Raw genomic sequence first — 23,187 nt, forward strand, 5'->3', positions numbered from 1 at the left:
CCCCGCCGCCGGCCCTTCAGAGGATCTCGGCGGGGCGGATGGACAGGTTCTCCACGACGGCGTCCAGCGGCGTGTCCGCGGCCAGGCGCACCGCCGCCGCCACCGAGCTGGGAGCCATGTGGTCCTCGGCGCGGTACTCCCCGCCCCGGGCGGCCTGGACGCGGTGCTGCATGGGGGTGTCGACGCTGCCGGGGAAGATGCTGGTCACGCGCACCACGCCCCGCTCCTCCTCGCGCAGCCCGTCCGCCAGCGCCTTGAGGCCGGCCTTCGCCGCGCTGTACAGGGTGTGGCCGGCCCACGTGCGCAGCCCGGCGCTGGAGTTGATCATGACGACCAGGCCCCGGGTGGCCCGCAGCGCGGGCAGGACCAGGCTCGTCAGGTGGGCGACGGCCACCAGGTCGAGGTCGAGGACCTCCCGCCACTGCGCGGGGGTGAGGGAGGCGATCGGCGCGGAGGACTCCACGCCCGCGGAGTGGACGAGGATGTCCAGGCTGCGCAGCCTGAGGTCGCCCACGGCCTTGGCCACGGCCTCGTCGTCGGTCAGGTCGACGGCGCAGGTGCGCACCCGCGTGCCGTTCTCCTCGCTCAGCACCGCGGCGAGCTCGTCGAGGTGGGAGGCGTTGCGGGCCATGAGGACCAGGTCGTGGTCCAGGGCCAGGTTCTGCGCGATCGCCAGGCCGATCCCGGAGGTCGCGCCGGTGACCAGGGCCATGTGCCGGCGCTGGTGGCGCCCCGTGATCTGGGGGATCTCCCCGGTGACGGGCGAGACCGTGGCCGGGGGGACGACGGCGGGGCTCATACGACGTCGGCTCATGCGTGGGACTCCTCGGTGATGAAGGGGGCGCGGTCGCCCGGGACGGAGTAGGTGGCGGTGAGCAGGGCGCGCCCCAGGGCGTGGAAGGAGACCTGGCAGGCGACGGCGGCGGCGCTGGCCGACCCGTCCAGGCCGAGGGTGTCGACGTCGAGGGCGTGGACGGCGAAGACGTAGCGGTGGTCGCCGTCGCCCGCGGGCGGATAGGGGCCGAACCAGGCGCGGGTGCCGGCGTCGTTGCGCACGTGGAAGGCGGGGGCCGCGAGCCCGTCGTCGGACTCGCCCGCCCCGCGGGGCAGCCCCGCGGCCGAGGCGGGCAGATCGACGACCGTCCAGTGCCACCAGCCCGAGGGGCTCGGGGCGTCGGGGTCGAAGCAGGACACGACGAAGGAGCGCGTCCCGGCCGGGGCGCCCGACCATCGCAGCCCGGGGGAGAGGTTCTCGTGGATCGCGGTGAAGCGGTCCCCCATGCGCTCCCCGTCGGCGAGGTCTTCCGAGGTCAGGGAGAAGGAGGGAACGGCGGGAAGAATGTCGTAGGGCGGGGTCGCGCGGGGGCGGGAGAGATCGGGTGTCACGGGAGGCTCCTGGAGAGCGGCGGTGGGCCTTTTGGGTCACTGTAGACGGCTCTGGGGCGGATGGAAGCACCCCGCGACGCCGCCCGGAGCGGTGCACCGGCACCTTTGCCCGTGATCCCGCCGTAATCCCGATGTGACCCTTTTGATATGGCGCAGGCCACCACGGCGCGCCTGAACGCCGGCGCCCAGCGCCGCGCCCCTCCCCGGCGTGTCGCGCGCGTTCACCGCCGGTCACGGCGGCGGCCGGCGGGCAGACGGCGCACCACCAGGGCCACCAGGCACAGCCACGCCGCCGCCAGCGCCCACCCGGCCAGGACGTCGGTGAACCAGTGGTGGGCCAGGTAGACGCGCGACAGGCCCACCGCCGTCGCCGCCGCGACCGCCCCCGAGGCGGCGACCGCCTTGCGGCGCCCGGAGGCCGGGGAGAACAGGACGAAGCCGGCGAGGGCGCCGACGAAGACCGCCGTGTTGAAGCTGTGCCCGGAGGGGAAGGAGTAGGTGCTCAGCGCCTCGTCCACGAGCAGGCCGGCCGGGGGGCGGGGACGGGCGAAGACCAGTTTGAGCGCCACGGTCAGCCCCGCCGAGCCCGCCATCGCCGCCGCCAGGACCAGGGCGCGGCGGTGCAGACGGCGGGCCAGCAGGAGCGCCGCGACCAGGACCGTCCCGATCGTCAGCCCCGTCGTGCCGCCCAGGTCGGTCAGGACCCGGACCGCGGGGGTCAGGGCGCCGCGGCGCGCGGCCACGGCCCAGTCGGTGACGGCCCGGTCCAGGCGGGACGGGCCCGCGCCCGCCCCGGCGCCGACGGCCAGGGCGGCGAAGACGGCCAGGGCGAGGAGCCCGGCCGCCGCCGTCGCGGCGCCCGGGGCGGGGCTCTGCGCCCGGCGGGGGTCCGGGGCGGGGGGAAGACGCGTCATGGGCGGGAGGCTAGCGGGCGCATCCGCCCGCCGCGCACGCGCGCCGCCTCCCGCCTCCCGCTGCCCGCTGCGGCGTCGGACCCGGCCGGCCGGTAGCATGCCCGCGGCGCTCCGCCGCCCGCGCGGACCCGCCCGAAGACCCCGGGAGAAACCGAGAGGACCCATGGCCAAGCTCTACTTCCGCTACGGCGCCATGAACTCGGGCAAGACCACGAGCCTGCTCCAGACCGCCCACAACTACGAGGAGCGCGGCCAGCGGGTCGTCCTCGTCAAGGCCTGCGTCGACACCAAGGGCGACGACGCGATCGTCTCCCGCCTGGGCGTGTCGCGCCGCGTCGACATCCTCCTGTCCGCCGGGGACGACGTGCGCGCGCTCGTGCGCGCCCTCGATCCGCGGGGGCCGGGCGGGCCGGGCCCGCGCCGCCGCGCCGTCGACTGCGTCCTGGTCGACGAGGCCCAATTCCTCACCCCCCTGCAGGTCGACCAGCTCATGGAGCTCGTCCTGCTCGACGACGTCCCCGTCCTGGCCTACGGCATCCGCACCGACTTCCGCACCACGGGCTTCCCCGGCTCGCGGCGCCTGCTGGAGATCGCCCACTCCCTGGAGGAGCTCAAGACGATCTGCCGCTGCGGCCGCAAGGCGGTGTTCAACGCGCGCAGGATCGGCGGGCGGTTCGTCTTCGACGGCGACCAGGTGGCCATCGACGGCGTCGACGTCGCCTACGAGTCCCTGTGCGGCAAGTGCTACCTGGAGGTCGGGGGGACGCTGCTGGGCCGGTAGGGCCGGTGAGGGGCGCGGGGCCCGCGGCCGGCCCGCCCGTGCGGCGCAAATCCGCGATGAAATGGCGCGATTGCCTGGATCCGTCGGGCCGAACGTGCTACTATGTACACATGTTCGACCAGGGCTCGGCACCAGGCCCCCTCCCCGACGCGGCGGGAGCGGGCGGCGGGGACGTTCCCGCCCCGAATGCGGCACCCCCCGGCGCGGCGGTGCCGGGCGCCGAGTCGCCGGACGCGCCCGCCCTCGCCGAGCGCCTGGCGTCCCTGGCCCCCGGCGCGGACCTGGCCGCCCTCGTCGAGGGGCTCATGGGCGGCCTCCTGGGGCCCGCCGCGCCCGCCGCGCTGCGCGAGGAGGCCCAGGGCGAGCCGGTGCTGCTGGACGAGGGGCTCCTGGCCCCCGCGGACCTGTCCCTGCTGCGCCGGGCCCGGACCCGCGAGATCGGCGCCGCCGGGGCGCTCGCGGCGGACGCCCTGGGCCAGATGGGGGCGGAGGTGCTGAGCGAGGTCGTGGCCGCCTGCCGCCGCCTGGCGACCTGGTCCCAGTGGGCCCTGGGCGTGGCGAGCGCCTGCCTGGCCCGCAGCCCCGAGATGCGCACGGGCCCGGCGCCCCGGGGGCCCGGCGGGCGCGCGGAGCGCTTCGTCACCCCGGAGGAGACCCGCTTCCACGCCTCCAGCGAGATCGCCTGCCGCCTGGGCGTGGCGCGGACGAGCGCCGAGCGCCTGCTGGACAGGGGCGAGGGCCTGCTGGACGGGGTCTTCGCCCCCACCGAGTGCCTGCACCGCTGCGGCCTGCTCGACGAGGCCAAGACCGCCCTCGTCCTGAGCCGGCTCAAGGGGGTCGCCTACGAGGCCGCCCGCGAGGTCCAGGAGCGGGTGCTCCCCCGGGCGCCCCAGCGCACCCGCCCCCAGCTCGCCCGCGACATCGACCGAGCCCTGGCGGCCCTCGACCCGCAGGGGGCGGGCGCACGCCGCCGGCGCAATGTCGCCCAGCGGCACGTCGGCCGCCCGAGTCCGCGCGGCGAGGGCGTGGCGCGGATGAGCCTGCTCCTGCCGACGGCGGACGCCTTCCTGCTCGACGCGACCCTCGACGCCGTCGCCGCCTCCGCCCGCGCGAGCGGCCAGGAGCGGACCCTCGGCCAGCTGCGGGCCGACGCCCTGGTCGGCCTGTGCCTGCACGCGCTGCGCAGCTCCCAGCACGCCGCCCACCGCCTCGGGCCCGGGCGGGCGGGGGAGGTCGTCGATCCCGCCGCGGACGGGGCCCCGGCGCCCGCGGGCGGCGACGGCCCCGCGGACCCGCCCGGCTCGATCGGCCCGCCCGGTCCGGCCCGTCCGGCCGGCGGCGCTGCGCGGGGGGCGGTCCCCGACGCGGAGCGCCCGCGGCTCCTGCCCGACGGGGTCCCCCTGGAGGGCCTGCTCTCCTCCCTCAGCGACCTGGTGGGCTCCTCGAGCCCCTGGTGGACGCCCTCGGGGACCGGGCCCGTCCCGCTCCCGCCGGGCCTGACCGTGAGGGTGGACGTGACCGTCCCGCTCGACCAGCTCCTGCCCGACGCCGCCGCGCCCCCGCCCCGCGCGCCGGGGGCGCGCCCGCCGTCCCGCGGCGGCCCTCCCGACGCCCCCGTCCTGACCGCGGGGGGCCGCAGCGCCCCCGTGCCCGCCCTGCTCGCCCGCGCCCTGGCCGCCGGCGGGACCTGGCGGCGGATCGTCACCGACCCGCTCTCCGGCGCCGTGCTCGACGTCGGCCGCACCCGCTACCGCCCGCCCGCCGCCCTGGCCGACCTCGTGCGCGCCCGGGACCGCGCCTGCACCCACCCCGGGTGCGAGATCCCCGCGCGCCGCTGCGACATCGACCATCTGCGGCCCTGGGCCCGGGGCGGCACCACCAGCCTGGACAACCTCACCGTCCTGTGCCAGGCCCACCACCGCCTCAAGCACACGCCCGGGTGGTCGCTCGCGCGGCTGGACGACGGCGCCCTCCTCTGGCGCACCCCCTCGGGGGCCCGCTACCGCCGCGAGGCCGACGGCACCATCCTCCGCCTGCCCCGGCGGATCGGGCCGCGCTCCCTCGTGGACCCCGGCGGCCCCGTCCCGGCGGACCTGGCCGCGGCCGTCACCGGCCCCGTCCTGGAGCGCCTGGAGCGCGGACTGGCGCAGGCCGCCCCGCGGGCGGGGGCGGGGGAGGGGGCGCCGCGCCTGGAGACCCGCGGGCCCCGCCCCGGCCGGAGCCCCGGCGCCTTCGAGGCCGTCCCCTACCCCGCCGCCCTCCACGAGCTGGGCCTGACGGCGCTGCTGGACGCCGTCGTCCCCTTCTGATCGGGCGGGGCCCGCCGCGCCGGCCTAGGCCTTCTCGCCCTTCTCGGCGGCGTTGTACCTGGGCAGCTCGCCGACGACGGGGGCGTCCTTGGTGTGCAGCTCGGAGTAGACCGACCAGGCCACGCTCACCAGCGGCACGGCGACGACGGCGCCCAGCAGCCCCACCGAGAAGGTGCCCACCGCCACGGCCAGGCCCACGACCACCGGGTGCAGCGAGACCTGCCGGCCCATGATGAGCGGCTGGAGGATGTGGCCCTCGATCTGCCCGATCCCGGCCACGCCCAGCCCGACGACGACCATGGCGATGAAGCCCTTGGAGGCCAGCGCCACCACCATCGCCACCAGCATCGCCGCGGGCGCGCCGATGATGGGCACGAAGGCGCCGATGAAGACCAGGACCGCCAGGGGCGCCGCCAGCGGCACCCCGACCACCTGCAGGAAGATCCCCGCCATGACGGCGTCGGTCAGGGCCAGGATGACCGTGCCGCGGGCGTAGCCGGCGAAGGTGTACCAGCCGGCCCCGGCCGCGCGGTGGACCCTCTCGCGCAGGTGCGCCGGCAGCTCGTTGAGGAACCAGCGCCACATGCGCCCGCCGGAGGCCAGGAGGAAGATGGCCGTGAACAGCGCCAGCGCGAGCACGACGAAGACGTCGACGATCGAGCCCGCGTTGGACAGGACCTCCCCGGCCAGGCTCGGGGCATTGGACTGCACGTACTCCTGCCCCTGTTCGACCAGGCTCTGCACGGTGTCGACGAGCTCCTGCTGGGTCAGGTGGACCGGCAGGGGCCCGTGCTCCAGGAAGTCGACGATCGTGTCCAGGCCGTCGGAGAACTGCCGCGCCAGGGAGTCCCACTGGCTCGTCACCGAGGACACGACGTAGGCGATGAGGGCGGCCACCACCGCCAGGGCCGTGAGCAGGCCCAGGAACGTGGCCGGGTAGCGGGGCATGAAGCGGGCGAAGAAGGAGACCAGCGGGTAGAGGATCGCGGTGATGACCAGGGCGATGAACACCCCGATGAACACGGGGATGACCTGCGCCGTGCCGATGAACACGAGGCTGACGGCCGTCACGATCCCCAGCAGGAGCCAGGCGCCCACGCCGCCGCGCACGAGCCAGCCGGGCAGGGAGTCCAGGGTCGCGGACCGCGTGGTGACCTCGCCGACCACCCTCACGCGCGCGGCCTCCTCCGGCGCCGGCGCCGCGCGCCGCTCGTCGGAGACTATCGGGGCGTCCAGGCGCATGACCAGGGCCCTGTCGGCCTCCCGCCACTGGTCCGCCCGGTCGATCTGGCGGTGCAGCGCCTGCCTGGCCCGGAAGATCGGGTTGATCGGGCGGTGCTCCCCGGCCCCGCGCGGGGAGTCCGCCGGCCCGTCGGACGGCGCGGGGGCGTCGGCGGGGGCCTCGACCCCGGCGGGCACGGCGTTCTCGGCGGGCCTCCCGGCCCCGGCCGGGTCCTCGTCCGCGCTCATCGGCGCCTCCTGTCCGGCTCCGGCGGGGCCCCCGGGGCGGGGTTGGGATCGTTCAGGATCAATGTCCGGCCTTTCTCTCGGTGACGCGGCGCCGCAAGCCTACTAGCGTGGCCGCATGAGCACCCCGGATGACACGAACCGCCCCCCGACTCCTCCGCCCGCGCCCCGTCTGCCGCGCACCGCCGCCCTCGGGCCCGGCCGCAGGGGCCTGCCCCGCCTCCTGGTCGACGCCGCTGCGGGCGGCGGCGAGATCTACCTCCACGGGGCGCACCTGACGTCGTGGCGCCCCCGCGGCGGCGAGGAGGTCCTCTTCGTCTCGCGCCGGGCCGTCTTCGACGGCGTGCACGCCATCCGCGGGGGCGTGCCGATCTGCGCGCCCTGGTTCGCCGGGGGCGCCGGCGGCGGGCGCGCCCCCGCGCACGGCTGGGCCAGGATCCGGCCCTGGCGGCTGCGCAGTGCGCAGGCCACCGCCGACGGCGGCGTGCGCGCCCTGTTCGCCCTGGAGCACGACGACCTGTCCCTGCTCTACGAGGTCGGCATCGGCGAGGAGCTGAGCCTGGAGGTGTCCCTGCGCAACACGGGCGCCGCGCCGCGCACCGTGGAGGCCGCCCTGCACACCTACCTCGCCGTCGGCGACGTCACCGCGGTGTCGATCACAGGGCTCGAGGGGGCCCGCTACTCCGACCGGCTCACCGACGAGGAGCGGGTGCAGGACGGGCCCATCCGCTTCTCCGGGCGCGTGGACCGCATCTACCGGGCCCGGGGGCCCGTCGCCGTGACGGATCCGGCCGGCGCTCGCCGCATCGTCGTCACCGGGGTCCGCGCGCCCAACGCCGTGGTGTGGAACCCGTGGAGCAGGGTCGCCGCGACCATGGCGGACCTGGGGGAGGAGTGGCCCTCCATGGTCTGCGTCGAGTCCGCGGCGGTGCGCGACCGGGCCGTGCGCCTGGAGCCGGGGGAGTCGACGTCCCTGGGCGCGCGCATCGGGGTCGAGCCGCTCGCGTGAGACCGCCCGGGCGCCCGCCCGCCGGACCGCCCGGGCCTGTGATGCACCGCACCGGGGGCCGATTTGCCCCGCCTCGACGCGGGCGTGCTAAGTTGTCCTGCGTCGCCGCGGCGGGGTCCGCCCCGCATCGCGATGATGCGCAGTCCGAGTGGCGGAATAGGTAGACGCGCTAGCTTGAGGTGCTAGTGCCCTATTAAACGGGCGTGGGGGTTCAAGTCCCCCCTCGGACACCCGGAGCCGGGGCCCCGATTCGAACGGATCGGGGCCCTCGTCGTCGTCCGGCCGCTCAGGCCGCCCCGGCGCAGGCCCGCCGCCGCTCGTCGCGCAGGCGCACCTGACGCGCGGACCACCGCGCGCCCGCCGCGCCGCCCAGCGCGAAGACGACCAGGGGCGCCACCGCGGCCACCGGCCCGATCCCGTCGCCGCCCGCGACGAGCGAGTCGCCGTGGAAGACGGCGGCGACGGCGGCCTGCGCGACCAGCACGGCGGCGACCAGGCCGATGTGCACGGCGGTCAGGGCGCTCCACCTGTCCTCCCGGCGCCTGGCCTCGCACCACGAGGGCAGGGAGGGGGCGTCGACGCGGTCCGGGGTGATCTCCACGGGCCCCCGGTCCCCGGGTGCGCGGGCCGGGCGGCTGAGGATCAGGGCGTCGGAGCCCCGGCGGCGGGCGCAGACGAACGCGCCGCAGACCCCGTAGGCCAGGGCCGGCAGGGGAACGGGGGAGAACAGCCCCAAGGACACCGGGAGCATCAGGGCCGCCCCGGCGGCGGCCAGCCCCAGGACCAGGACGACGCCCAGCCCCGCCGTGACCCGCCGGGCCCGGCGCACCGCGCGGGCCACGTCGATCCGGTCGGGCCAGGCCGGGCCGGGCAGCCCGTCGCGGGTCAGCCCGCGCACCATGCGCTCCCCGCCCGGGTGGGTGAGCAGGTCGCGCCGCAGGCCCGCCTCCACGTCCAGGGGCCGGGAGGAGCCCGGCTCCTGACGGGCGAGCCCGGCCAGCGTCCGGCGCAGGAGCCGCCACTGGTCCTCCGCCAGCCACGACGGCGTGCGCAGCACCCACGCGCGCCGCGCCAGGGTGAGCACGATCGCCGTCGTGCCAACCACTATCAGCGACACGAGAACGGCCATGAACACCTCGAAGAAGCGGTCCCCGCCGGAACCCAGCAGCTCGCGCCCCGCCGTGACGGCGAACCAGCACGCGCCGGCGGCCACGCCGACCGCGGCGAGCGCCGACACCAGGTGGCCGAATAAGTCCCCCGGGGACGGGGCGGCCGGGAGCGGGCCGCCCCCGGTCCGCCGGTCCTCCGCCAGCGCCGCGCGAACGGCCCGCCGCACCTCCTCGACCGTCCCGACGGCGGCCAGGGGGACGGTCAGCCGCTCGCGCACCAGCCGCAGGGGGGTCGGCGAGCCGCCCAGCCCCGACTCGTAGAACGGGACGGGGCGCCCGGACCCCGCCCGGTGCTCGCCGATGCGGCCGAGCTCGAACCGGATCTCGGCGACCCGGGCGGGCACGCGCTGCTCGACGCACACCACCCCCGAGCGCAGGCGCACCCGCACGGCCGGGCGCAGCCATCGGGGCGCGGGCGGTGCGGGCGGGGCGGGGTGCTGGCTCATGCGGACTCCTCATCAGGGGGAGGGACGCCGCCCAGCCTAGCGGGCGGGCCCGCCGGGCCCGGCCCGCGAGCCGGGGCCGGGTGCGGCGCCGGGACTATGATCGCCCGCCATGAGGCCCTTCGAGATCCGCGTTCCCGCCGCCCGCCGGGGCGGCGCGGAGCTGCCCGCGCTCCTGCTGTCCGCGCCCACCGGGGCCGACGTCGAGCGGATCGCCGGGATCTGCCAGGACCCCGACATCCAGGAGTGGACCACCGTCCCGCGCGGCTACACCCGCGCCGACGCCGAGGACTTCGTGACCGGGACCGTCGTCAAGGGCTGGCGGAGCGGCGCGGAGCTGACCTGGGCGGTGCGCGAGGAGCGGCCGGGCGGCGCCGTCCTGGTGGGCATGACGGGCCTGTCCGGGCGGGTCGGCGGCGTCTGGGAGATCGGCTACTGGCTGGACCCCGCGGCCCGCGGCCGGGGCACCGCCTCCCGCGCCGCCCGGGCCCTGGTCGAGGCGGCCTTCGACCCGGACGGCCCGCTGCGCGCCGCCGCCCTGCGGTGGCGCTGCGACATCCACGACGGCGTGCCCAACTGGGCGTCCTGGCGCGTGGCCCGGGGGCTGGGCTTCCGCCGGGAGGGGCGGGTGCGCTCCCTCCTGGTCAACGACGGCGTCCTGCGCGACGGCTGGGTCGGCACGCTCCTGCCGGGCGACCCGCGCCGCCCGGCGGCCCCCTGGGACGGGCCGGCCGCCCCCGGGCGGCCGGGCGGCTCCCGCCACACCCGCGGCGCCGACACCCCGCTGGTGGAGGCGGACGGCGTCGGCGAGAGGGAGGGCGACGACCCCGAGGCCCTCGTGCGCCGCTTCCACCACCTCTACGGCCTGCCCGTGCGCACCGACGGGCCCGGCCTGGAGCGCGAGAGCCTGCACATGCGCATGAGCCTGATCGCCGAGGAGTTCGCCGAGCTCGTCGGGGCCGTCTACGGGGCGGGCGCCCGCGCCCGGGTCGAGGCCGCCTACGCCCGGGCCGTGGCCGACGACGACGGCGAGCGGGACACGGCGGCGGCCGCCGACGCCCTGGCGGACCTGGTCTACGTCGTCTACGGCATGGCCCTGGAGACGGGCATCGACCTGGCCGCCGTGCTCGCCGAGGTGCAGCGCTCCAACATGTCCAAGCTGGGCGCCGACGGGCGGCCGGTCTACCGCGAGGACGGCAAGGTCCTCAAGGGCCCCGGCTACTTCCCCCCGGACGTGGCGGGGGTGCTCGGGATCGGGTCGTGAGGGGGCCGCGGCCCCGGCGGCGCCCCTGACCGCGCCCGGCGCCGGACGTGGCACCATGGGCCCACCACGACACCGGAAGGAGCGCACATGACTCGCGTCACCATCGTCGGAGGCGGTTACGGCGGCATCGTCCTGGCCAAGGCCCTCGACGACGTCGCCGAGGTCGTCCTCGTCGAGCAGAAGGACACCTTCGTCAACCACGCCGCGGCCCTGAGGGCCGTCGTCGACCGGCGGTGGGCGGAGAGGATCTTCATGCCCTACGACCGCCTCCTGGCCCGCGGGCGCGTCGTGCACGGCACCGCCCTGGCGGTGCGGGGCACCACCGTGTCGGTGACCGGCGCCGGCGACATCGGGGCCGACCACCTGGTGCTGGCCACCGGCACCGCCTACCCCTTCCCGGCCAAGCACCTGGAGTCCTCCGCCGCCCTGGCCCGGGCCCGCATCGAGCGCGCCCACGCCGGCCTGGAGCGCGCCGGGCGCGTGCTGGTCGTGGGCGCCGGCGACGTGGGCGTCGAACTGGTGGGGGAGATCACCTCCGCCTTCCCCGGCATCAGGGTGGTCCTGCTGGAGGCCTGCGCGCGGATCCTGCCGAACCGGGGCTACCTGCCCGAACTGCGCCGGTCCATCGCCGACCAGCTCGAGCGCCGCGGCGTCGAGGTCATCACCGGCGACACCCTGGCCTGGCTGCCGCCGGTCGACCCGGGCGTCCTCTCGCCCTTCCGCGTGACCACGACCAAGGGCCGGCGCCTGGAGGCGGACACGTGGTTCCGCGCCCACGGCGCCTCGGCGGCCACAGGCCTCCTCGGCGGGGACTACGACGAGATCCGCCGCTACGACGGCACCATCCGCGTCGACGAGCACCTGCGCGTCGTCGGCCACCCCGGCGTGTGGGCCATCGGCGACATCACCGACGTGCGCGAGACCAAGCGCGCCGACGCCGCCCGCGCCCACGCCCGCGTCGTCGCCGCCAATATCCGCTCCCTCATCGGGGGCGGGAGCGCCGACGCCGTCTACGCCCCCCGGCCCGAGCACGTCGTCCTGCCCCTGGGGCCCGACGGCGGCGCCTCCCAGATCCTGCGCGACGGGGAGCGCGCCGTCGTCGGCCCCGAGGAGACCTCCCGCTTCAAGGGGCGCGACATCTACGACGGGGCCATGCGCGAGATCCTGGGCCTGGGCCGGGACGGCGAGTGAGCGGCAGGGCGCGGGGCGCGGGGCGGTCCGGGCCGGTATTGTGACCCGCATGACGAACGACCCGCGGTCCGCGCTCAACCGACTCATCGCCGCCTTCGAGGCGCACCTGGACGCCGCGGCCACCGGGGATGATCTCTCGCCCGCGGTGGTCGCCGCCGAGAACGCGCTCCAGGACGCCTTCTTCACCTACGACGACGCCCTGTTCACCGCCTACGGCATCGAGCTGCCCTTCGACATCGTCGACGCCGACGACGAGGAGGACGAGGACGACTACGACGAGGGCGATGACGAGGACTACGACGACTACGACGACGAGGATGACGAGGACTACGACGAGGGGGACTGAGCCGGCTGGGCGCGCGGCCGCTCAGAAGCGCTCGGGGTAGCCCAGCTCCGGCGCCGTCACCTCGTCCAGGGCGTGGCGGATCTGCACCGGCAGGCTCAGGTCCTCCGCCGACAGGGCCCCCTGGAGCTGGGCGGGGGTGCGCGCCCCCACAATGGTGCAGGCCACGCCCGGGGCGTCGCGCGCCCAGGCCAGGGCCACCTCCACCGGCTTGCGGTCCAGGCCCACGGCCGCCGTCGCCACCGCCTCGACCACCCCCTCGTGGCGCTGCGCCAGGTAGGGGGCCACGTAGGAGCGCAGGTGCGGGGAGCCCCCACGCGAGTCCGCCGGCGTGGACGCCCGGTACTTGCCGGTGAGCACCCCGCGCCCCAGCGGGGCGTAGCCGATGACCCCCAGGCCCAGGGCCGCCGCGGCGGGGACCACCTCGCGCTCGATGCCGCGGCTGAGCAGGGAGTGCTCGACCTCCACGGCCGCCATGCGCGGCCCGCCGCGCTCGCGCAGCAGGTCGGCGGCGTGGACGGTGGCCCACGCGGGGTGGTTGGACACCCCCACGTAGCGGGCCCGGCCCGAGTCGACCGCGATGCGCAGCGCGTCGACCGTCTCCTCCATGGGGGTCGTGGCGTCGGGCACCTGGACCAGCCACAGGTCCAGGTGGTCGGTGCCCAGGCGGCCCAGGGATATGTCCAGCAGGTCCAGGAGCGTGCCGCGCGAGGCGTCCGCGGCGCTGGGCCGCTCGCCCGTGCGCCAGGTGCGCACCCCCGCCTTGGACACCAGGACCAGCTCCTGACGGTCCACGTGCTGCTCCAGCAGCTGGCCGATGACCTCCTCGCTCAGCCCCTCGCAGTAGGAGGCCGCCGTGTCCAGGAGCGTGCCGCCGGCGTCGAGGAAGACGTCGAGCTGCTCCTTGGCCTCCACCTCGTCGGTGTCGCGCCCCCAGGTCATCGTGCCCAGGCCGACCGACGACACGCGCAGGCCCGTGCGGCCCAGTCTGCGATGCTCCATGGGCTAACCGTAAACGGCCCCGTCAAGGCGACGGCGGCGGCGCGCTCACGTCCTCCCCCGCCGCCCCCGCGCGAGGCCGCAGCCTCAGGCGGCCCGCCGGGCCGTGAGCAGCCGCTCCACGCCCTCCGGCGACGCCGGCGGGGGCTCGCCCCCGAACAGGGGGCACACCGCCTGGAAGGAGCACCAGTCGCACAGGCGCGAGCGGCGGGGCGCGAACCGCCCGCTGCGGGCGCAGTCCTCGACCTCGTCCCACAGCCGCTCCAGGCGCACGGCCGTGGACTCCAGCTCCGCCGGGTGCGGGTCGTGGGTCAGGACGCGCCCGTCCTTGAGGTAGATCAGCTGCAGCCGCCGCGGCGCCCGGCCGCGCCCGAGCCGCAGCACCAGCGCGTAGAAGCGCATCTGGAACAGCGCCTCCTGAACGAAGCGCGGCCCGGGGGAGCGGCCCGTCTTGTAGTCCACCACCCGCACCGACCCGTCGCCGGCCACGTCCAGGCGGTCGATGAAGCCGCGCAGGAGCAGCCCGCCGCGGGTCTGCGCCTGGACGAACAGCTCGCGCTCGGCCGGCTCGAGCCGGGAGGGGTTCTCCAGCCGGAAGTAGGCGGCGATGAGCCCGCGGGCCTCCTCCAGCCACGCCCCGACCCGTCCGGGGGAGTCGAACAGCTCCATGACCCGCGGGTTGCGCCCCCGATGCTCCTCCCACTGGTCCGGCAGCATCCCCAGGGCCGCAGACACGGTCCGCTCGCCGGCCGGCAGGTCGTAGAGCCGCTCCAGCACCGCGTGCACGAGGGTGCCCCTGTGCGTGGCCAGGGACCCCGGCTCGTCCAGCCGGTCCACGACGCGCAGCCGGAACAGCAGGGGGCACTGCATGAAGTCCTTGGCCCGCGACGGGGACAGGGCCGCGCGCCGGCCCTCCGGCGCGCCGGGGGTCGCATGGTCGCTCATGCCCCCGAACCTACCCCCGCCGGCCGACACGAACCCGCCCCTGCGCACCCCGGCGCCGGACCGGCTAGGCTCACCCGCATGTCACCGCAGTCCACGCCCCGCGGATGGGTCCTGGGCCGCGTCGGCGGCGCCGACGTCGTCGTCCAACCGGCCTCGGCCCTGCTCGGGCTGCTCATCGCCGGATCCTGGTACCCGCTGGCCGCCGACGCCCTGACCGGCCTGAGCGCGCCCGCCGTCGTCGGGGCGGTCGCCGCCACCGTGGCGGGCGCGGCCGTGAGCATCCTCGCCCACGAGCTCGCCCACGGCGCCGCGGGCGCCGCCCTGGGCCGCAGACCCGTGCTCTACGAGTTGCACCTGTGGGGCGGGCGCACCACCTTCGGCCCCGCCGCCGCCTGGCGCCCCTGGAAGGACGCCCTGACCTCCCTGGCCGGGCCCGCCGCCAACCTGGCCCTGTGGGCCGCCGGCCGGGCGGCCCTGGAGTGGGCCCGCCCGCCGCTGGCCGCCGCCTTCGCCCTGTGGGCGCTGACCTGGGTCAACCTCGCCCTGGCCGTCTTCAACGCCCTGCCGGCCCTGCCCCTCGACGGCGGCCACGCCCTGGCCGCCGCCGTCGAGCAGGTCACCGGGCGGGCCCGGCTCGGCCGCACCATCGCCGCCTGGGGCGGCCTGGCCGTCATCGCCGCCATCGCCTGGCAGTGGATCGCCCGCCCCCTGCTCGCATCCGGGCGCCGGCCCGACTCCTTCTCCCTCATCCTGGCCGTCATGGTGGCCTGGCCCATCGCCGCGACCAGCTGGCGGGTGCTCGGACTCGGACGGGGGGAGCGGGCCGCCGCCCGCCTCGACCTGCGCGACCTGGCCCGGCCCGTGGCGGTGGTGCCCTCCCGCACCGACCTGGAACGGGTCCGCCGCATCCTGGACGAGGGCGCCGCCCTCGTCCTGGTCGCCGACGGACCGGCCCTGCTGGGCGCCATCGACGACGCCGGCCTGGCCGAGCTGGGCGCCGTCGACGAACGGCGGGCCACCGCCGGACAGGTCTGCCTGGCCCTGCCCGCCCGCGCCGTGACCACCACCGCCACCGGGCCGGAGGCCGCCCGGGCCCTCAAGGCGGCGCGCACCGTCTCGCGCTGGCTCGTCCTGGTCGAGGACGGCCGCATGAGCGGCGCCGTGCCCACGGGGGCGAGGTGACCATGGCCGACGCCGCCCCGACCCCCGACGACGCGCCCGCCCCCGGCCCCGGCGACGCCGGCGCCCCGCCCGGCAGGCGCCGCCTGCTGCGCACGACCCTGGCCGGCACCGCCCTCCTGGCCTCCGGCGCCCTGGGCGCCGGAGCCGGCGCCGCCCTCACCCACCACCTCGACACCCACCTGTCGCCCACCGACCGGGTCGCCCCGGCGCCCACGGGCCCCGGCGCCCTCACCGCGCGCGTCCTCCTCCAGGGCCCCGACGACGCCCCCCGCGCCTGCATCACCTTCGACGACGGCCCCGACCCCGCCTGGACGCCGCTGGTCCTGGACATCCTCGCCGACGCGGGCCTGAGCGCCACCTTCTTCGTCCTGGGCGAGGCCGCCGCCGCCCACCCCGAGCTCATCGCCCGCGAGGCCGGGGCCGGCCACGAGATCGGCGTCCACAACTGGGTCCACACCGACGTCTACAGCGCCGACGCCGCCCATCTGCGCGCCGACGTGGACCGCACCATCGCCGCCATCGAGTCGGCCGGCGCCCCGCGACCGGCGCTGTGGCGCCCGCCCTACGGGCGCATCGACGCCCCCGCCCTGGCCGTGGCCGCCGAACGCGGGCTCGACCTGCTGCTGTGGAGCGAGCACACCCCCGACGTCGAGCACGCCCGGGCCCTGACGACGCGCGTCCACGCCGGCTCGATCATCCTGTGCCACGACGGGCGCACCCAGCCCAACCGGGAGCTGCTGCGGGCCGTGGGCGACTCCCTCGTCGCGCTCGCGGAGCGGGGGATGACCTTCCTGACCGGCTCGCAGATGCTCGCCGCCTCCCAGTCGCAGTAGGCGCCGTCCGCCGGGGCCGCCCAGCCCCCCGCTACACTGGCGCCATGACCGAGCCGGACCCCGGTGCGGCGCACCGCGCCCACTTCGCCGACAACCGCGCCAACTGGGACGACCGCGCCGCCCTCCACGAGGCCTGCGGCTACGGCATCGCCGAGCTGCTCGCCTCGCCCGCGGCGCTCACGAAGGACGTCGCCGCCGACCTGGGGCGCCTGGGGGACCTGACCGGCCTCGACGTCATCCACCTCCAGTGCCACCTGGGACTCGACACGATCAGCCTGGCCCGGCTGGGGGCGCGGCGCGTCGTCGGCCTCGACCTGTCCCCGCGGTCGCTGGAGCGGGCCCGGGACCTGGCGCGGCGGGCCGGGGCCCGCATCGAGCTGGTCGAGTCCAACGTCTACGCGGCCCGCGGGGCCGTGACCGGGGACTTCGACCTGGTCTACACCACGCTGGGCGTGCTGTGCTGGCTGCCCGACGTCGGCGCCTGGGCGCGCGTCGTGGCCCGTCTGCTGCGCACCGGCGGGCGCCTCGTCCTGCGCGACGACCACCCCGTCTTCATGGCCGTGGGGGACGACGCCTCCCACGGGCTCACCCTCCACGAGCCCTACTTCCAGCAGGACGAGCCCATGACCTGGCAGGACGAGGGCTCCTACGTGGAGGCGCCCGCGGACGCCGCGCCCATCGCCCACACCCGCAACCACCAGTGGAACCACGCGGTGGGGGAGATCCTCACCGCCCTGATGGGGGCGGGCCTCGTCCTGGAGGAGGTGGGCGAGACCCGCGTGAGCGCCTGGCGCCGCTGGCCCGAGCTCATGGAGCCCTGCGAGGGCGGCTACCGCTTCGCCGACCCGGCGCTGCGCGAGATGCTGCCCCTCCAGCTCGTCGTCGTCGCCCGCCGGCCGGGCGCGGACCCCACTACACTGCGCGGTGATGAGTGAGCAGCAGGCCGGCCCCGGCCTCCCCCCGCGCCACGCCACCCAGGAGGTCCTCGGCCCGGCCGGGCGGCGCGGCCCCTTCCGCTACGGCGAGCGCATCCAGGTCACCGACTCCAAGGGCGCCAAGAGCACCTTCCACCTCGACCCGAACGGCTGCTTCCGCTCCCGTCGCGGCGGCTTCCGCCACCGCGACGTCGTCGGCCTGGAGGAGGGCACCGTCCTGACCACCGACACCGGCCACGAGCTGCTCCTGCTGCGCCCGCTGCTGGCCGACTACGTCCTGTCCATGCCCCGGGGCGCCCAGGTCGTCTACCCCAAGGACTCCGGCCAGATCATCGCCATGGGCGACATCTTCCCCGGCGCCCGCGTCATCGAGGCCGGGGTCGGCTCCGGGGCCCTGACCATGAGCCTGCTGGGCGCCGTCGGGCCGGCCGGGCGCCTGCTGTCCATCGAGCGGCGCGAGGACTTCGCGGCGATCGCCGCCTCCAACGTCGACTCCTGGTTCGGCGGGCCCCACCCCGCCTGGGAGCTGCGCACCGGCGACTTCGCCGACGTCGTCGCCGCCCGCGTCCCCGACGCCGGCGCCGACCGCGTCGTGCTGGACATGCTCGCCCCCTGGGAGAACGTGGACGAGTCCGCCCGCGCCCTCGTGCCCGGCGGGGTGCTCCTGGTCTACGTCGCCACCGTCACCCAGCTGTCGCGCGCCGTGGAGGCCCTGCGCCGCAGCGGCCGGTTCACCGAGCCCGAGTCCTGGGAGTCCATGGTGCGCACCTGGCACGTCGACGGGCTGTCCGTGCGCCCCGACCACCGCATGGTCGCCCACACCGGCTTCCTGATCGCCGCCCGCCGCCTGGCCGCCGGCTCCGGGCCGCTCACCCGCCGCCGCCCGCCCGCCCGCGGCGCCTACGACGAGGCCGGCCACTGGGAGCCCCGGGACGTGGGGGAGCGCACCGGCAGCGACAAGAAGGTGCGCCGCGTCCTGCGCGACGCGGCCGCCAAGCGGCCCGGGGCCGCCACCCCCGTCCTGCCCGGCGCCCCGGCGCGCGGTGAGGGCGAAGGGGGCGGCGCCCGTGCCTGAGACCCGGCCCCGGACCCCGGGCCCGCCCCCGCCCTCGCCGTCCTTCACCAGCCACCAGCTGCGCGAGGCCCGCGCCGAGGCCGCGAGCCTGGCCGCCAAGAACGAGCGCCTGACGGCCGCGCTCACCGCCGCCCGCGAGCGCATCGTCGAACTGGGCGCCCAGCTCGACGCCGTCACGGCCCCGCCCGTCACCCTCGGCCTGCTCACCGCCGCCCCCCGGTCCCGGGGGGAGGGCCGGCCCGTCGAGGCCGACGTCGCGCTCGGCGGGCGGCCCATGCGCCTGGGCCTGCACCCGGGCCTGGACCCGGCGACCCTGGGCGCCGGCCGGCTGGCGGCCGTCAACGACCAGATGCTCGTCGTCGACTCCCTGCCCGCCCCCGACACCGGCGAGGCCGTCACCCTCGACGAGGTCCTCGGCGCCCGCCGCGCCCTGGTCACCACCGGAGGCGGGGCGAGCCGGGTGCTGGCCCTGGCCGAGGGCCTCGACCCCGCCGCCCTCAAGCCCGGCGACACCCTGGTCGCGGATCTGCGCGCCGACCTCGCCACCGCCCTGGTGGAGCGCACCGGCGTCGAGCAGCTCGTCATCGCCGAGGCCCCGGACGTGTCCTGGGCCGATATCGGCGGGCTCGGCCCCCAGATCGACCGGATCCGCGACGCCATCGAGCTGCCCTTCGCCCACCCCGGGCTCTACCGCGGCTACGGCCTGCGCGCCCCCAAGGGCGTGCTTCTGTACGGCCCGCCCGGCTGCGGCAAGACCCTCATCGCCAAGGCGGTGGCGACATCCCTGGCCGACTCCGCCGGCGGGCGCCCGGCCGCCTTCCTCAACATCAAGGGCCCCGAGCTGCTGAGCAAATTCGTGGGCGAGACGGAGCGGCAGATCCGCGCCATCTTCGTCCAGGCCCGCAAGGCGGCCGCCGAGGACCGGCCCGTGGTCGTCTTCTTCGACGAGATGGAGGCCCTGCTGCGCACCCGCGGCACCGGCGTGTCCTCCGACGTCGAGACCATGATCGTCCCCCAGGTCCTGTCCGAGATCGACGGCGTGGAGTCCCTGCGCAACGTCATCGTCATCGGCGCCTCCAACCGCGAGGACATGATCGACCCGGCGATCCTGCGCCCCGGCCGCCTGGACGTCAAGATCCGCATCGACCGCCCCGACGCCGAGGCCGCCGCCGACATCCTCGCCAAGCACCTGAGGGCCGACCTGCCCCTGGATCCCGGGGAGCTGGCCGGGGCGGGCGGGGACCGCCAGGCCGCCGCGGCGGCGATGCGCCGGGCCGCCGTGGACGCCCTGTACGCGCGCACCCCCGCCACCGCCGTCCTGGAGGTCGTCTGCGCCTCCGGGGCGCGCGAAACCCTCCACCTGGCCGACCTGGCCAGCGGCGCCATGCTCGCCGCCGTCGTCGCCCGCGCCAAGACCGCCGCCATCAAGGACGAGATCGCTGGCGGGCCCGGCGGGCTGTCCACCGCCCGCCTCCTGGAGGCCATCGCCGTCGAGGCCCGTCAGAACGAGGAGATCGCCTCCGCCGCCGGCCCCGAGGGCCGGGAGCGCCTCATCGGCCGCCGGGGCGAGCGGATCCGCTCGGTCACCAGGCTCGTCCCCGACCGGGAGGAAGCGTGAACGATCACCCCGCCCAGCCCGTGGAGCGCCCCGTCGGCCTGGAGACCGAGTACGGCATCCTCAAGCCCGGCGACCCCCGCGCCAACCCCGTCGCCCTGGCCTCCCGCCTCGTCGCCGCCTACGGCGCCGTCTCCCGGCCCGCCCTGACCGGGCCCGACGGCGCGCCCGCCCCCGCCGTGCGCTGGGACTACGAGGACGAGGACCCCCTGGCCGACCTGCGCGGCACCCGCCTGGAGCGCGCCGCCGCCCACCCCAGCCTGCTCACCGACGACCCCGACCGGCCCGCCCCCGGCGGCGAGGAGACCGCCCCCGGTGCGCCCGGGCCGGCCGCCCCCTGGGGCGAGCGGGCCCGCCCCGGCGCCGCCGAGGCGGCCCTGCCCCGCCCCGCCACCGCCGTGCTGACCAACGGCGCCCGCCTCTACGTCGACCACGCCCACCCCGAGTACGCCGCCCCCGAGGTCCTCACCCCCCTGGACGCCCTCATCTGGGACCGGGCCGGGGAGGTCGTCGCCCGCCGGGCCATGGCCGCCCTGGCCCGGGGGCGGGGCGGGGCCGGGCCGGAGCAGGTCGTGCTCTACAAGAACAACGTCGACGGCAAGGGCGCCGCCTACGGCAGCCACGAGAACTACCTCGTGCGCCGCGACGTCCCCTTCGCCGACCTGGCCGCCGCCCTCATCCCCTTCCTGGTCACCCGGCCCGTCGTGGCCGGGGCGGGGCGCGTGGGCATCGGCCCCCGCTCCCAGCGCCCCGGCTTCCAGATCAGCCAGAGGGCCGACTACGTCGGCTGCGACATCGGGCTGCAGACCACCTTCAACCGCCCCATCGTCAACACCCGCGACGAGCCCCACGCCGACGCGGCCCGCTGGCGCCGCCTGCACGTCATCAACGGCGACGCCAACCGCTTCGAGACCCCCGTCTACCTCAAGGTCGCCACCACCGGCCTGCTGCTGTGGTACCTCGAGCGCGCCCACGAGCGCGGCGAGGGGCCGGGCCCCCTGGCCCGGCTGCGGCTGACCGCCGACCCCGTCGAGGAGCACTGGGCCCTGTCCCACGACCCGACCCTGCGCCGCGCCCTGGCCACCGAGTCCGGGGCGCGCACCGCCCTGGAGATCCAGCGCGCCCACCTGGAGGAGATCCGCGCCGCCGTCGTCGCCGACTACGGCGGCACCCGGGCCGCCGGACGGGCCACGCACCGAGCGCTGGCCCTGTGGGACGAGGTGCTCGCCTCCCTGGAGGCGTGCGCCGCCCGCCCGGCGGACGAGGCCGCCGCCGACGCCGCCGCCCGCGACGTCGAGTGGCTCGCCAAGCTCCGGGTGTGCCAGGGCCTGCGCCGCCGCGGCGGACTGGACTGGGACGACCCCCGCCTGGCCGCCCTGGACATCCAGTGGGCGGACCTGCGCGAGGGCCGGGGGATCGCCGACAGGCTCATCGGCGCCGGGCGCACCCGGCGCCTGACCGACGACGCCGCCATCGAGGCCGCCGCCGACAGCCCCCCCGCCGGAACCCGCGCCGCCGTGCGCGGGCGCGCCGTGGCCGAGTTCGCCGAGGTCGTGGCCGCCTCCTGGACCGGCCTCGTCCTGGACATCCCCGCCCGCCCCGGCCTGACCCGGCTGGCCCTGCCCGACTCCGTGCGCGCCGACGCCGCCACCGCCGAGGAGCTCCTGGCCGCCCTGCGCGACGCGATTGGGACCGGCCCCGCCGACGGGGGGACACTGGCCCCATGAGCCTCAACGAGCAGATCCAGCCCACCGCCCCCGCCGAGCCCGACCCCGCCCCCGCGGCCGGGCAGACCCGCACCGGCGGCGTCGACGACATCCTCGACGAGATCGACGCCGTCCTGGAGACCGACGCCGCCGCCTTCGTCCAGGGATTCGTCCAGAAGGGCGGCCAGTGAGGTGGGCGCTCCGGCGCGCCGCATCTACGGCATCGAGACCGAGTACGGCATCACCTGCGCCTCCACCACCGGCGGCGCCCCGCCCCTGGACGCCGACCGCGCCGCGCGCCTCCTGTTCGAACCCGTCATCGCCCGCTCCCGCACCTCCAACGCCTTCACCCGCGGCGGCGCCCGCCTCTACCTCGACGTGGGCTCCCACCCCGAGTACGCCACCGCCGAGTGCGACCGCCTGACCGACCTGCTCGCCCAGGATCGCGCCGGCGAGATCACCATGGCCGACCTGGCCGCCCGGGCCAACGCCGACCTGGCCGCCCGGGGCGTGCCCGGGCGCATCCACCTGCTCAAGAACAACACCGACTCCGCCGGCGCCGGATTCGGGTGCCACGAGAACTACCTCGTGCGCCGCCGCGCGGACTTCTGGAACGACGCCCGCACCCTCGTGCCCCACCTCGTCACCCGCCAGATCCTCGTCGGCGCCGGACACGTCCTGCCCGGCGCCGACGGGGCCCCCGCCCGCTACGTCTTCTCCCAGCGCGCTGACCAGATGGAGGACGCCGTCTCCTCCGCCACCACCCGCTCCCGCCCCCTGATCAACACCCGCGACGAGCCCCACGCCGACGCGACCCGCTACCGGCGCATGCACGTCATCGTCGGCGACTCCAATATCGCCCAGGGATCCACCCTCCTCAAGGTCGCCGCCATGGACCTGCTCCTGGACTACCTGGAGAAGGGCGGCTCCCTGGCCGACCTCCGGCTCGCCCGCCCCATGAGCGAGATCCGCCGGGTCTGCCACGACCTGAGCGGGCGCACCCCCCTGGAGCTCGCCGACGGGCGCACCATCACCCCCATCGACCTGCAGACCGAGCACCTGGCGCGCGTGCGCGCCCACGCCGCCGACCTCGACCTGAGCGAGTCGCACCGCCGCGCCCTGGACCTGTGGGAGAGGGGCCTGGACGCCGTCGCCCGCGGCCGGCCCCAGGACGTGGCCGCCGACCTCGACTGGGCGGCCAAGCACCAGCTCCTGACCCGCTACGCCCGGCGCGCCGGCACCGGCCTGGACGACCCCCGCGTCGCCCGCCTGGCCCTGGCCTACCACGACGTGGACCCCGGGACGGGCCTGCGCCCGAAGCTGGAACGGGCCGGACTGCTGCACCGCCTCGTCGACGAGGACCGCTGCCGGGCCGCCGTCGACACCCCGCCCGCCACCACCCGGGCGCGCCTGCGCGGCGCCGCCGTGGCCCTGGCCCAGGACCTGCGCCGCGACCTCACCGTCGACTGGGTCAACCTGCGCCTCGACGACGGGCGGACCCCGCCGCTGGCCCTGCGCGACCCCTTCGCCCGCACCGACGAGCGCGTCGACGCCCTCCTGGAGGCCATGGCCCGCCGGGACGCCCCCGCCGGCTCCTGGCCGCCGACCATCTGAACCCCGG

General features: G+C 77.1%; 21 protein-coding genes and 1 tRNA gene. 15 read left to right on the plus strand and 7 right to left on the minus strand.

Annotated elements, in window-relative coordinates; translation table 11 throughout:
- Positions 1-16: 16 nt before the first annotated feature.
- The 3 genes from G446_RS0100240 to G446_RS15025 form a co-directional block, all read right to left on the minus strand.
- Positions 17-814 (minus strand): SDR family oxidoreductase, encoded by a 798-nt coding sequence (locus tag G446_RS0100240; protein ID WP_211228208.1) that lies wholly within the window; start codon positions 812-814, stop codon positions 17-19.
- On the minus strand, positions 811-1,386 hold the full coding sequence (locus tag G446_RS0100245) for a YbhB/YbcL family Raf kinase inhibitor-like protein (RefSeq protein WP_026408609.1): 576 nt from the start codon (positions 1,384-1,386) through the stop codon (positions 811-813). The genes G446_RS0100240 and G446_RS0100245 overlap by 4 nt, the downstream gene beginning before the upstream one ends.
- Before the next feature lie 221 nt (positions 1,387-1,607).
- On the minus strand, positions 1,608-2,300 hold the full coding sequence (locus tag G446_RS15025; protein WP_051285500.1) for a phosphatase PAP2 family protein: 693 nt from the start codon (positions 2,298-2,300) through the stop codon (positions 1,608-1,610).
- 163 nt (positions 2,301-2,463) lie between these two features.
- Here G446_RS15025 and G446_RS0100255 point away from each other — a divergent pair, with 163 nt between their 5' ends.
- Together G446_RS0100255 and G446_RS0100260 are read left to right on the plus strand one after the other, a co-directional pair.
- Positions 2,464-3,081 carry a thymidine kinase gene (locus tag G446_RS0100255; protein ID WP_026408610.1) on the plus strand — a complete coding sequence of 206 codons (618 nt, stop codon included), beginning with the start codon at positions 2,464-2,466 and terminating at the stop codon, positions 3,079-3,081.
- Positions 3,082-3,191: 110 nt separating this feature from the next.
- Positions 3,192-5,390 carry an HNH endonuclease signature motif containing protein gene (locus G446_RS0100260; protein ID WP_026408611.1) on the plus strand — a complete coding sequence of 733 codons (2,199 nt, stop codon included), beginning with the start codon at positions 3,192-3,194 and terminating at the stop codon, positions 5,388-5,390.
- Positions 5,391-5,414: 24 nt separating this feature from the next.
- On the opposite strand, the gene G446_RS0100265 is transcribed toward G446_RS0100260, so the two are convergent.
- On the minus strand, positions 5,415-6,860 hold the full coding sequence (locus G446_RS0100265) for an AI-2E family transporter (protein WP_026408612.1): 1,446 nt from the start codon (positions 6,858-6,860) through the stop codon (positions 5,415-5,417).
- Positions 6,861-6,975: 115 nt separating this feature from the next.
- On the opposite strand from G446_RS0100265, the gene G446_RS0100270 reads away from it, so the two are divergent.
- Positions 6,976-7,866: a D-hexose-6-phosphate mutarotase gene (locus tag G446_RS0100270; protein WP_026408613.1), complete on the plus strand. Its 891-nt coding sequence runs from the start codon at positions 6,976-6,978 to the stop codon at positions 7,864-7,866.
- A 142-nt stretch (positions 7,867-8,008) separates the two neighbouring features.
- Positions 8,009-8,096, plus strand: a tRNA-Leu gene (locus G446_RS0100275).
- 56 nt (positions 8,097-8,152) lie between these two features.
- On the opposite strand, the gene G446_RS15030 is transcribed toward G446_RS0100275, so the two are convergent.
- Positions 8,153-9,481, minus strand: coding sequence for a hypothetical protein (locus G446_RS15030; RefSeq protein WP_051285501.1), 1,329 nt, complete (start codon positions 9,479-9,481; stop codon positions 8,153-8,155).
- Positions 9,482-9,590: 109 nt separating this feature from the next.
- Between G446_RS15030 and G446_RS0100285 the strand changes: the two genes are divergently transcribed.
- From G446_RS0100285 to G446_RS0100295, 3 genes are all read left to right on the plus strand, one after another.
- A complete protein-coding gene (locus G446_RS0100285) occupies positions 9,591-10,742 on the plus strand; it encodes a bifunctional GNAT family N-acetyltransferase/nucleoside triphosphate pyrophosphohydrolase family protein (RefSeq protein ID WP_026408614.1) in 1,152 nt (383 codons plus the stop codon).
- A gap of 87 nt (positions 10,743-10,829) precedes the next feature.
- Positions 10,830-11,933 (plus strand): FAD-dependent oxidoreductase, encoded by a 1,104-nt coding sequence (locus G446_RS0100290; protein WP_026408615.1) that lies wholly within the window; start codon positions 10,830-10,832, stop codon positions 11,931-11,933.
- A gap of 49 nt (positions 11,934-11,982) precedes the next feature.
- Positions 11,983-12,279 (plus strand): hypothetical protein, encoded by a 297-nt coding sequence (locus G446_RS0100295; protein ID WP_026408616.1) that lies wholly within the window; start codon positions 11,983-11,985, stop codon positions 12,277-12,279.
- Between the two features lie 21 nt (positions 12,280-12,300).
- Here the strand turns inward: G446_RS0100295 and G446_RS0100300 are convergent, their stop codons facing one another.
- Both G446_RS0100300 and G446_RS0100305 read right to left on the minus strand, forming a co-directional pair.
- On the minus strand, positions 12,301-13,278 hold the full coding sequence (locus tag G446_RS0100300) for an aldo/keto reductase (protein WP_026408617.1): 978 nt from the start codon (positions 13,276-13,278) through the stop codon (positions 12,301-12,303).
- Positions 13,279-13,362: 84 nt separating this feature from the next.
- Complete coding sequence (locus tag G446_RS0100305; RefSeq protein WP_211228209.1) at positions 13,363-14,220, minus strand: RecB family exonuclease; 858 nt, start codon at positions 14,218-14,220, stop codon at positions 13,363-13,365.
- 78 nt (positions 14,221-14,298) lie between these two features.
- Here G446_RS0100305 and G446_RS0100310 point away from each other — a divergent pair, with 78 nt between their 5' ends.
- The 8 genes from G446_RS0100310 to pafA are packed head-to-tail and all read left to right on the plus strand — an operon-like array spanning position 14,299 to position 23,180.
- Positions 14,299-15,402, plus strand: coding sequence for a site-2 protease family protein (locus G446_RS0100310; RefSeq protein ID WP_026408619.1), 1,104 nt, complete (start codon positions 14,299-14,301; stop codon positions 15,400-15,402).
- Between the two features lie 2 nt (positions 15,403-15,404).
- Entirely contained in the window at positions 15,405-16,235 is an 831-nt protein-coding gene (locus tag G446_RS15035; RefSeq protein WP_026408620.1) for a polysaccharide deacetylase family protein, read from the plus strand.
- Positions 16,236-16,279: 44 nt separating this feature from the next.
- Positions 16,280-17,170: a class I SAM-dependent methyltransferase gene (locus G446_RS0100320; RefSeq protein ID WP_026408621.1), complete on the plus strand. Its 891-nt coding sequence runs from the start codon at positions 16,280-16,282 to the stop codon at positions 17,168-17,170.
- On the plus strand, positions 17,163-18,245 hold the full coding sequence (locus tag G446_RS15040; protein ID WP_034468504.1) for a tRNA (adenine-N1)-methyltransferase: 1,083 nt from the start codon (positions 17,163-17,165) through the stop codon (positions 18,243-18,245). Before G446_RS0100320 ends, G446_RS15040 begins: the two co-directional genes overlap by 8 nt.
- Positions 18,238-19,863: a proteasome ATPase gene (gene arc / locus G446_RS0100330; protein WP_026408622.1), complete on the plus strand. Its 1,626-nt coding sequence runs from the start codon at positions 18,238-18,240 to the stop codon at positions 19,861-19,863. Before G446_RS15040 ends, arc begins: the two co-directional genes overlap by 8 nt.
- Entirely contained in the window at positions 19,860-21,587 is a 1,728-nt protein-coding gene (locus G446_RS15045; RefSeq protein ID WP_034468506.1) for a proteasome accessory factor PafA2 family protein, read from the plus strand. The genes arc and G446_RS15045 overlap by 4 nt, the downstream gene beginning before the upstream one ends.
- Positions 21,584-21,757 (plus strand): ubiquitin-like protein Pup, encoded by a 174-nt coding sequence (locus G446_RS0100340; protein WP_026408623.1) that lies wholly within the window; start codon positions 21,584-21,586, stop codon positions 21,755-21,757. Before G446_RS15045 ends, G446_RS0100340 begins: the two co-directional genes overlap by 4 nt.
- A gap of 1 nt (position 21,758) precedes the next feature.
- A complete protein-coding gene (gene pafA / locus G446_RS0100345; RefSeq protein ID WP_026408624.1) occupies positions 21,759-23,180 on the plus strand; it encodes a Pup--protein ligase in 1,422 nt (473 codons plus the stop codon).
- Positions 23,181-23,187 lie beyond the last annotated feature (7 nt).

The sequence above is a fragment of the Actinomyces dentalis DSM 19115 genome (assembly GCF_000429225.1).
In the GTDB taxonomy this organism is placed as follows: Bacteria; Actinomycetota; Actinomycetes; order Actinomycetales; family Actinomycetaceae; genus Actinomyces; species Actinomyces dentalis.

Coding starts and splice junctions, on each gene's coding strand:
- G446_RS0100240 (WP_211228208.1), bottom strand. CDS start 814: ATGAGCCGACGTCGTATGAGCCCCGCCGTCGTCCCCCCGGCCACGGTC.
- G446_RS15025 (WP_051285500.1), bottom strand. CDS start 2,300: ATGACGCGTCTTCCCCCCGCCCCGGACCCCCGCCGGGCGCAGAGCCCC.
- G446_RS0100255 (WP_026408610.1), top strand. CDS start 2,464: ATGGCCAAGCTCTACTTCCGCTACGGCGCCATGAACTCGGGCAAGACC.
- G446_RS0100260 (WP_026408611.1), top strand. CDS start 3,192: ATGTTCGACCAGGGCTCGGCACCAGGCCCCCTCCCCGACGCGGCGGGA.
- G446_RS0100265 (WP_026408612.1), bottom strand. CDS start 6,860: ATGAGCGCGGACGAGGACCCGGCCGGGGCCGGGAGGCCCGCCGAGAAC.
- G446_RS0100270 (WP_026408613.1), top strand. CDS start 6,976: ATGAGCACCCCGGATGACACGAACCGCCCCCCGACTCCTCCGCCCGCG.
- G446_RS15030 (WP_051285501.1), bottom strand. CDS start 9,481: ATGAGCCAGCACCCCGCCCCGCCCGCACCGCCCGCGCCCCGATGGCTG.
- G446_RS0100285 (WP_026408614.1), top strand. CDS start 9,591: ATGAGGCCCTTCGAGATCCGCGTTCCCGCCGCCCGCCGGGGCGGCGCG.
- G446_RS0100290 (WP_026408615.1), top strand. CDS start 10,830: ATGACTCGCGTCACCATCGTCGGAGGCGGTTACGGCGGCATCGTCCTG.
- G446_RS0100295 (WP_026408616.1), top strand. CDS start 11,983: ATGACGAACGACCCGCGGTCCGCGCTCAACCGACTCATCGCCGCCTTC.
- G446_RS0100300 (WP_026408617.1), bottom strand. CDS start 13,278: ATGGAGCATCGCAGACTGGGCCGCACGGGCCTGCGCGTGTCGTCGGTC.
- G446_RS0100305 (WP_211228209.1), bottom strand. CDS start 14,220: ATGAGCGACCATGCGACCCCCGGCGCGCCGGAGGGCCGGCGCGCGGCC.
- G446_RS0100310 (WP_026408619.1), top strand. CDS start 14,299: ATGTCACCGCAGTCCACGCCCCGCGGATGGGTCCTGGGCCGCGTCGGC.
- G446_RS15035 (WP_026408620.1), top strand. CDS start 15,405: ATGGCCGACGCCGCCCCGACCCCCGACGACGCGCCCGCCCCCGGCCCC.
- G446_RS0100320 (WP_026408621.1), top strand. CDS start 16,280: ATGACCGAGCCGGACCCCGGTGCGGCGCACCGCGCCCACTTCGCCGAC.
- G446_RS15040 (WP_034468504.1), top strand. CDS start 17,163: ATGAGTGAGCAGCAGGCCGGCCCCGGCCTCCCCCCGCGCCACGCCACC.
- G446_RS0100340 (WP_026408623.1), top strand. CDS start 21,584: ATGAGCCTCAACGAGCAGATCCAGCCCACCGCCCCCGCCGAGCCCGAC.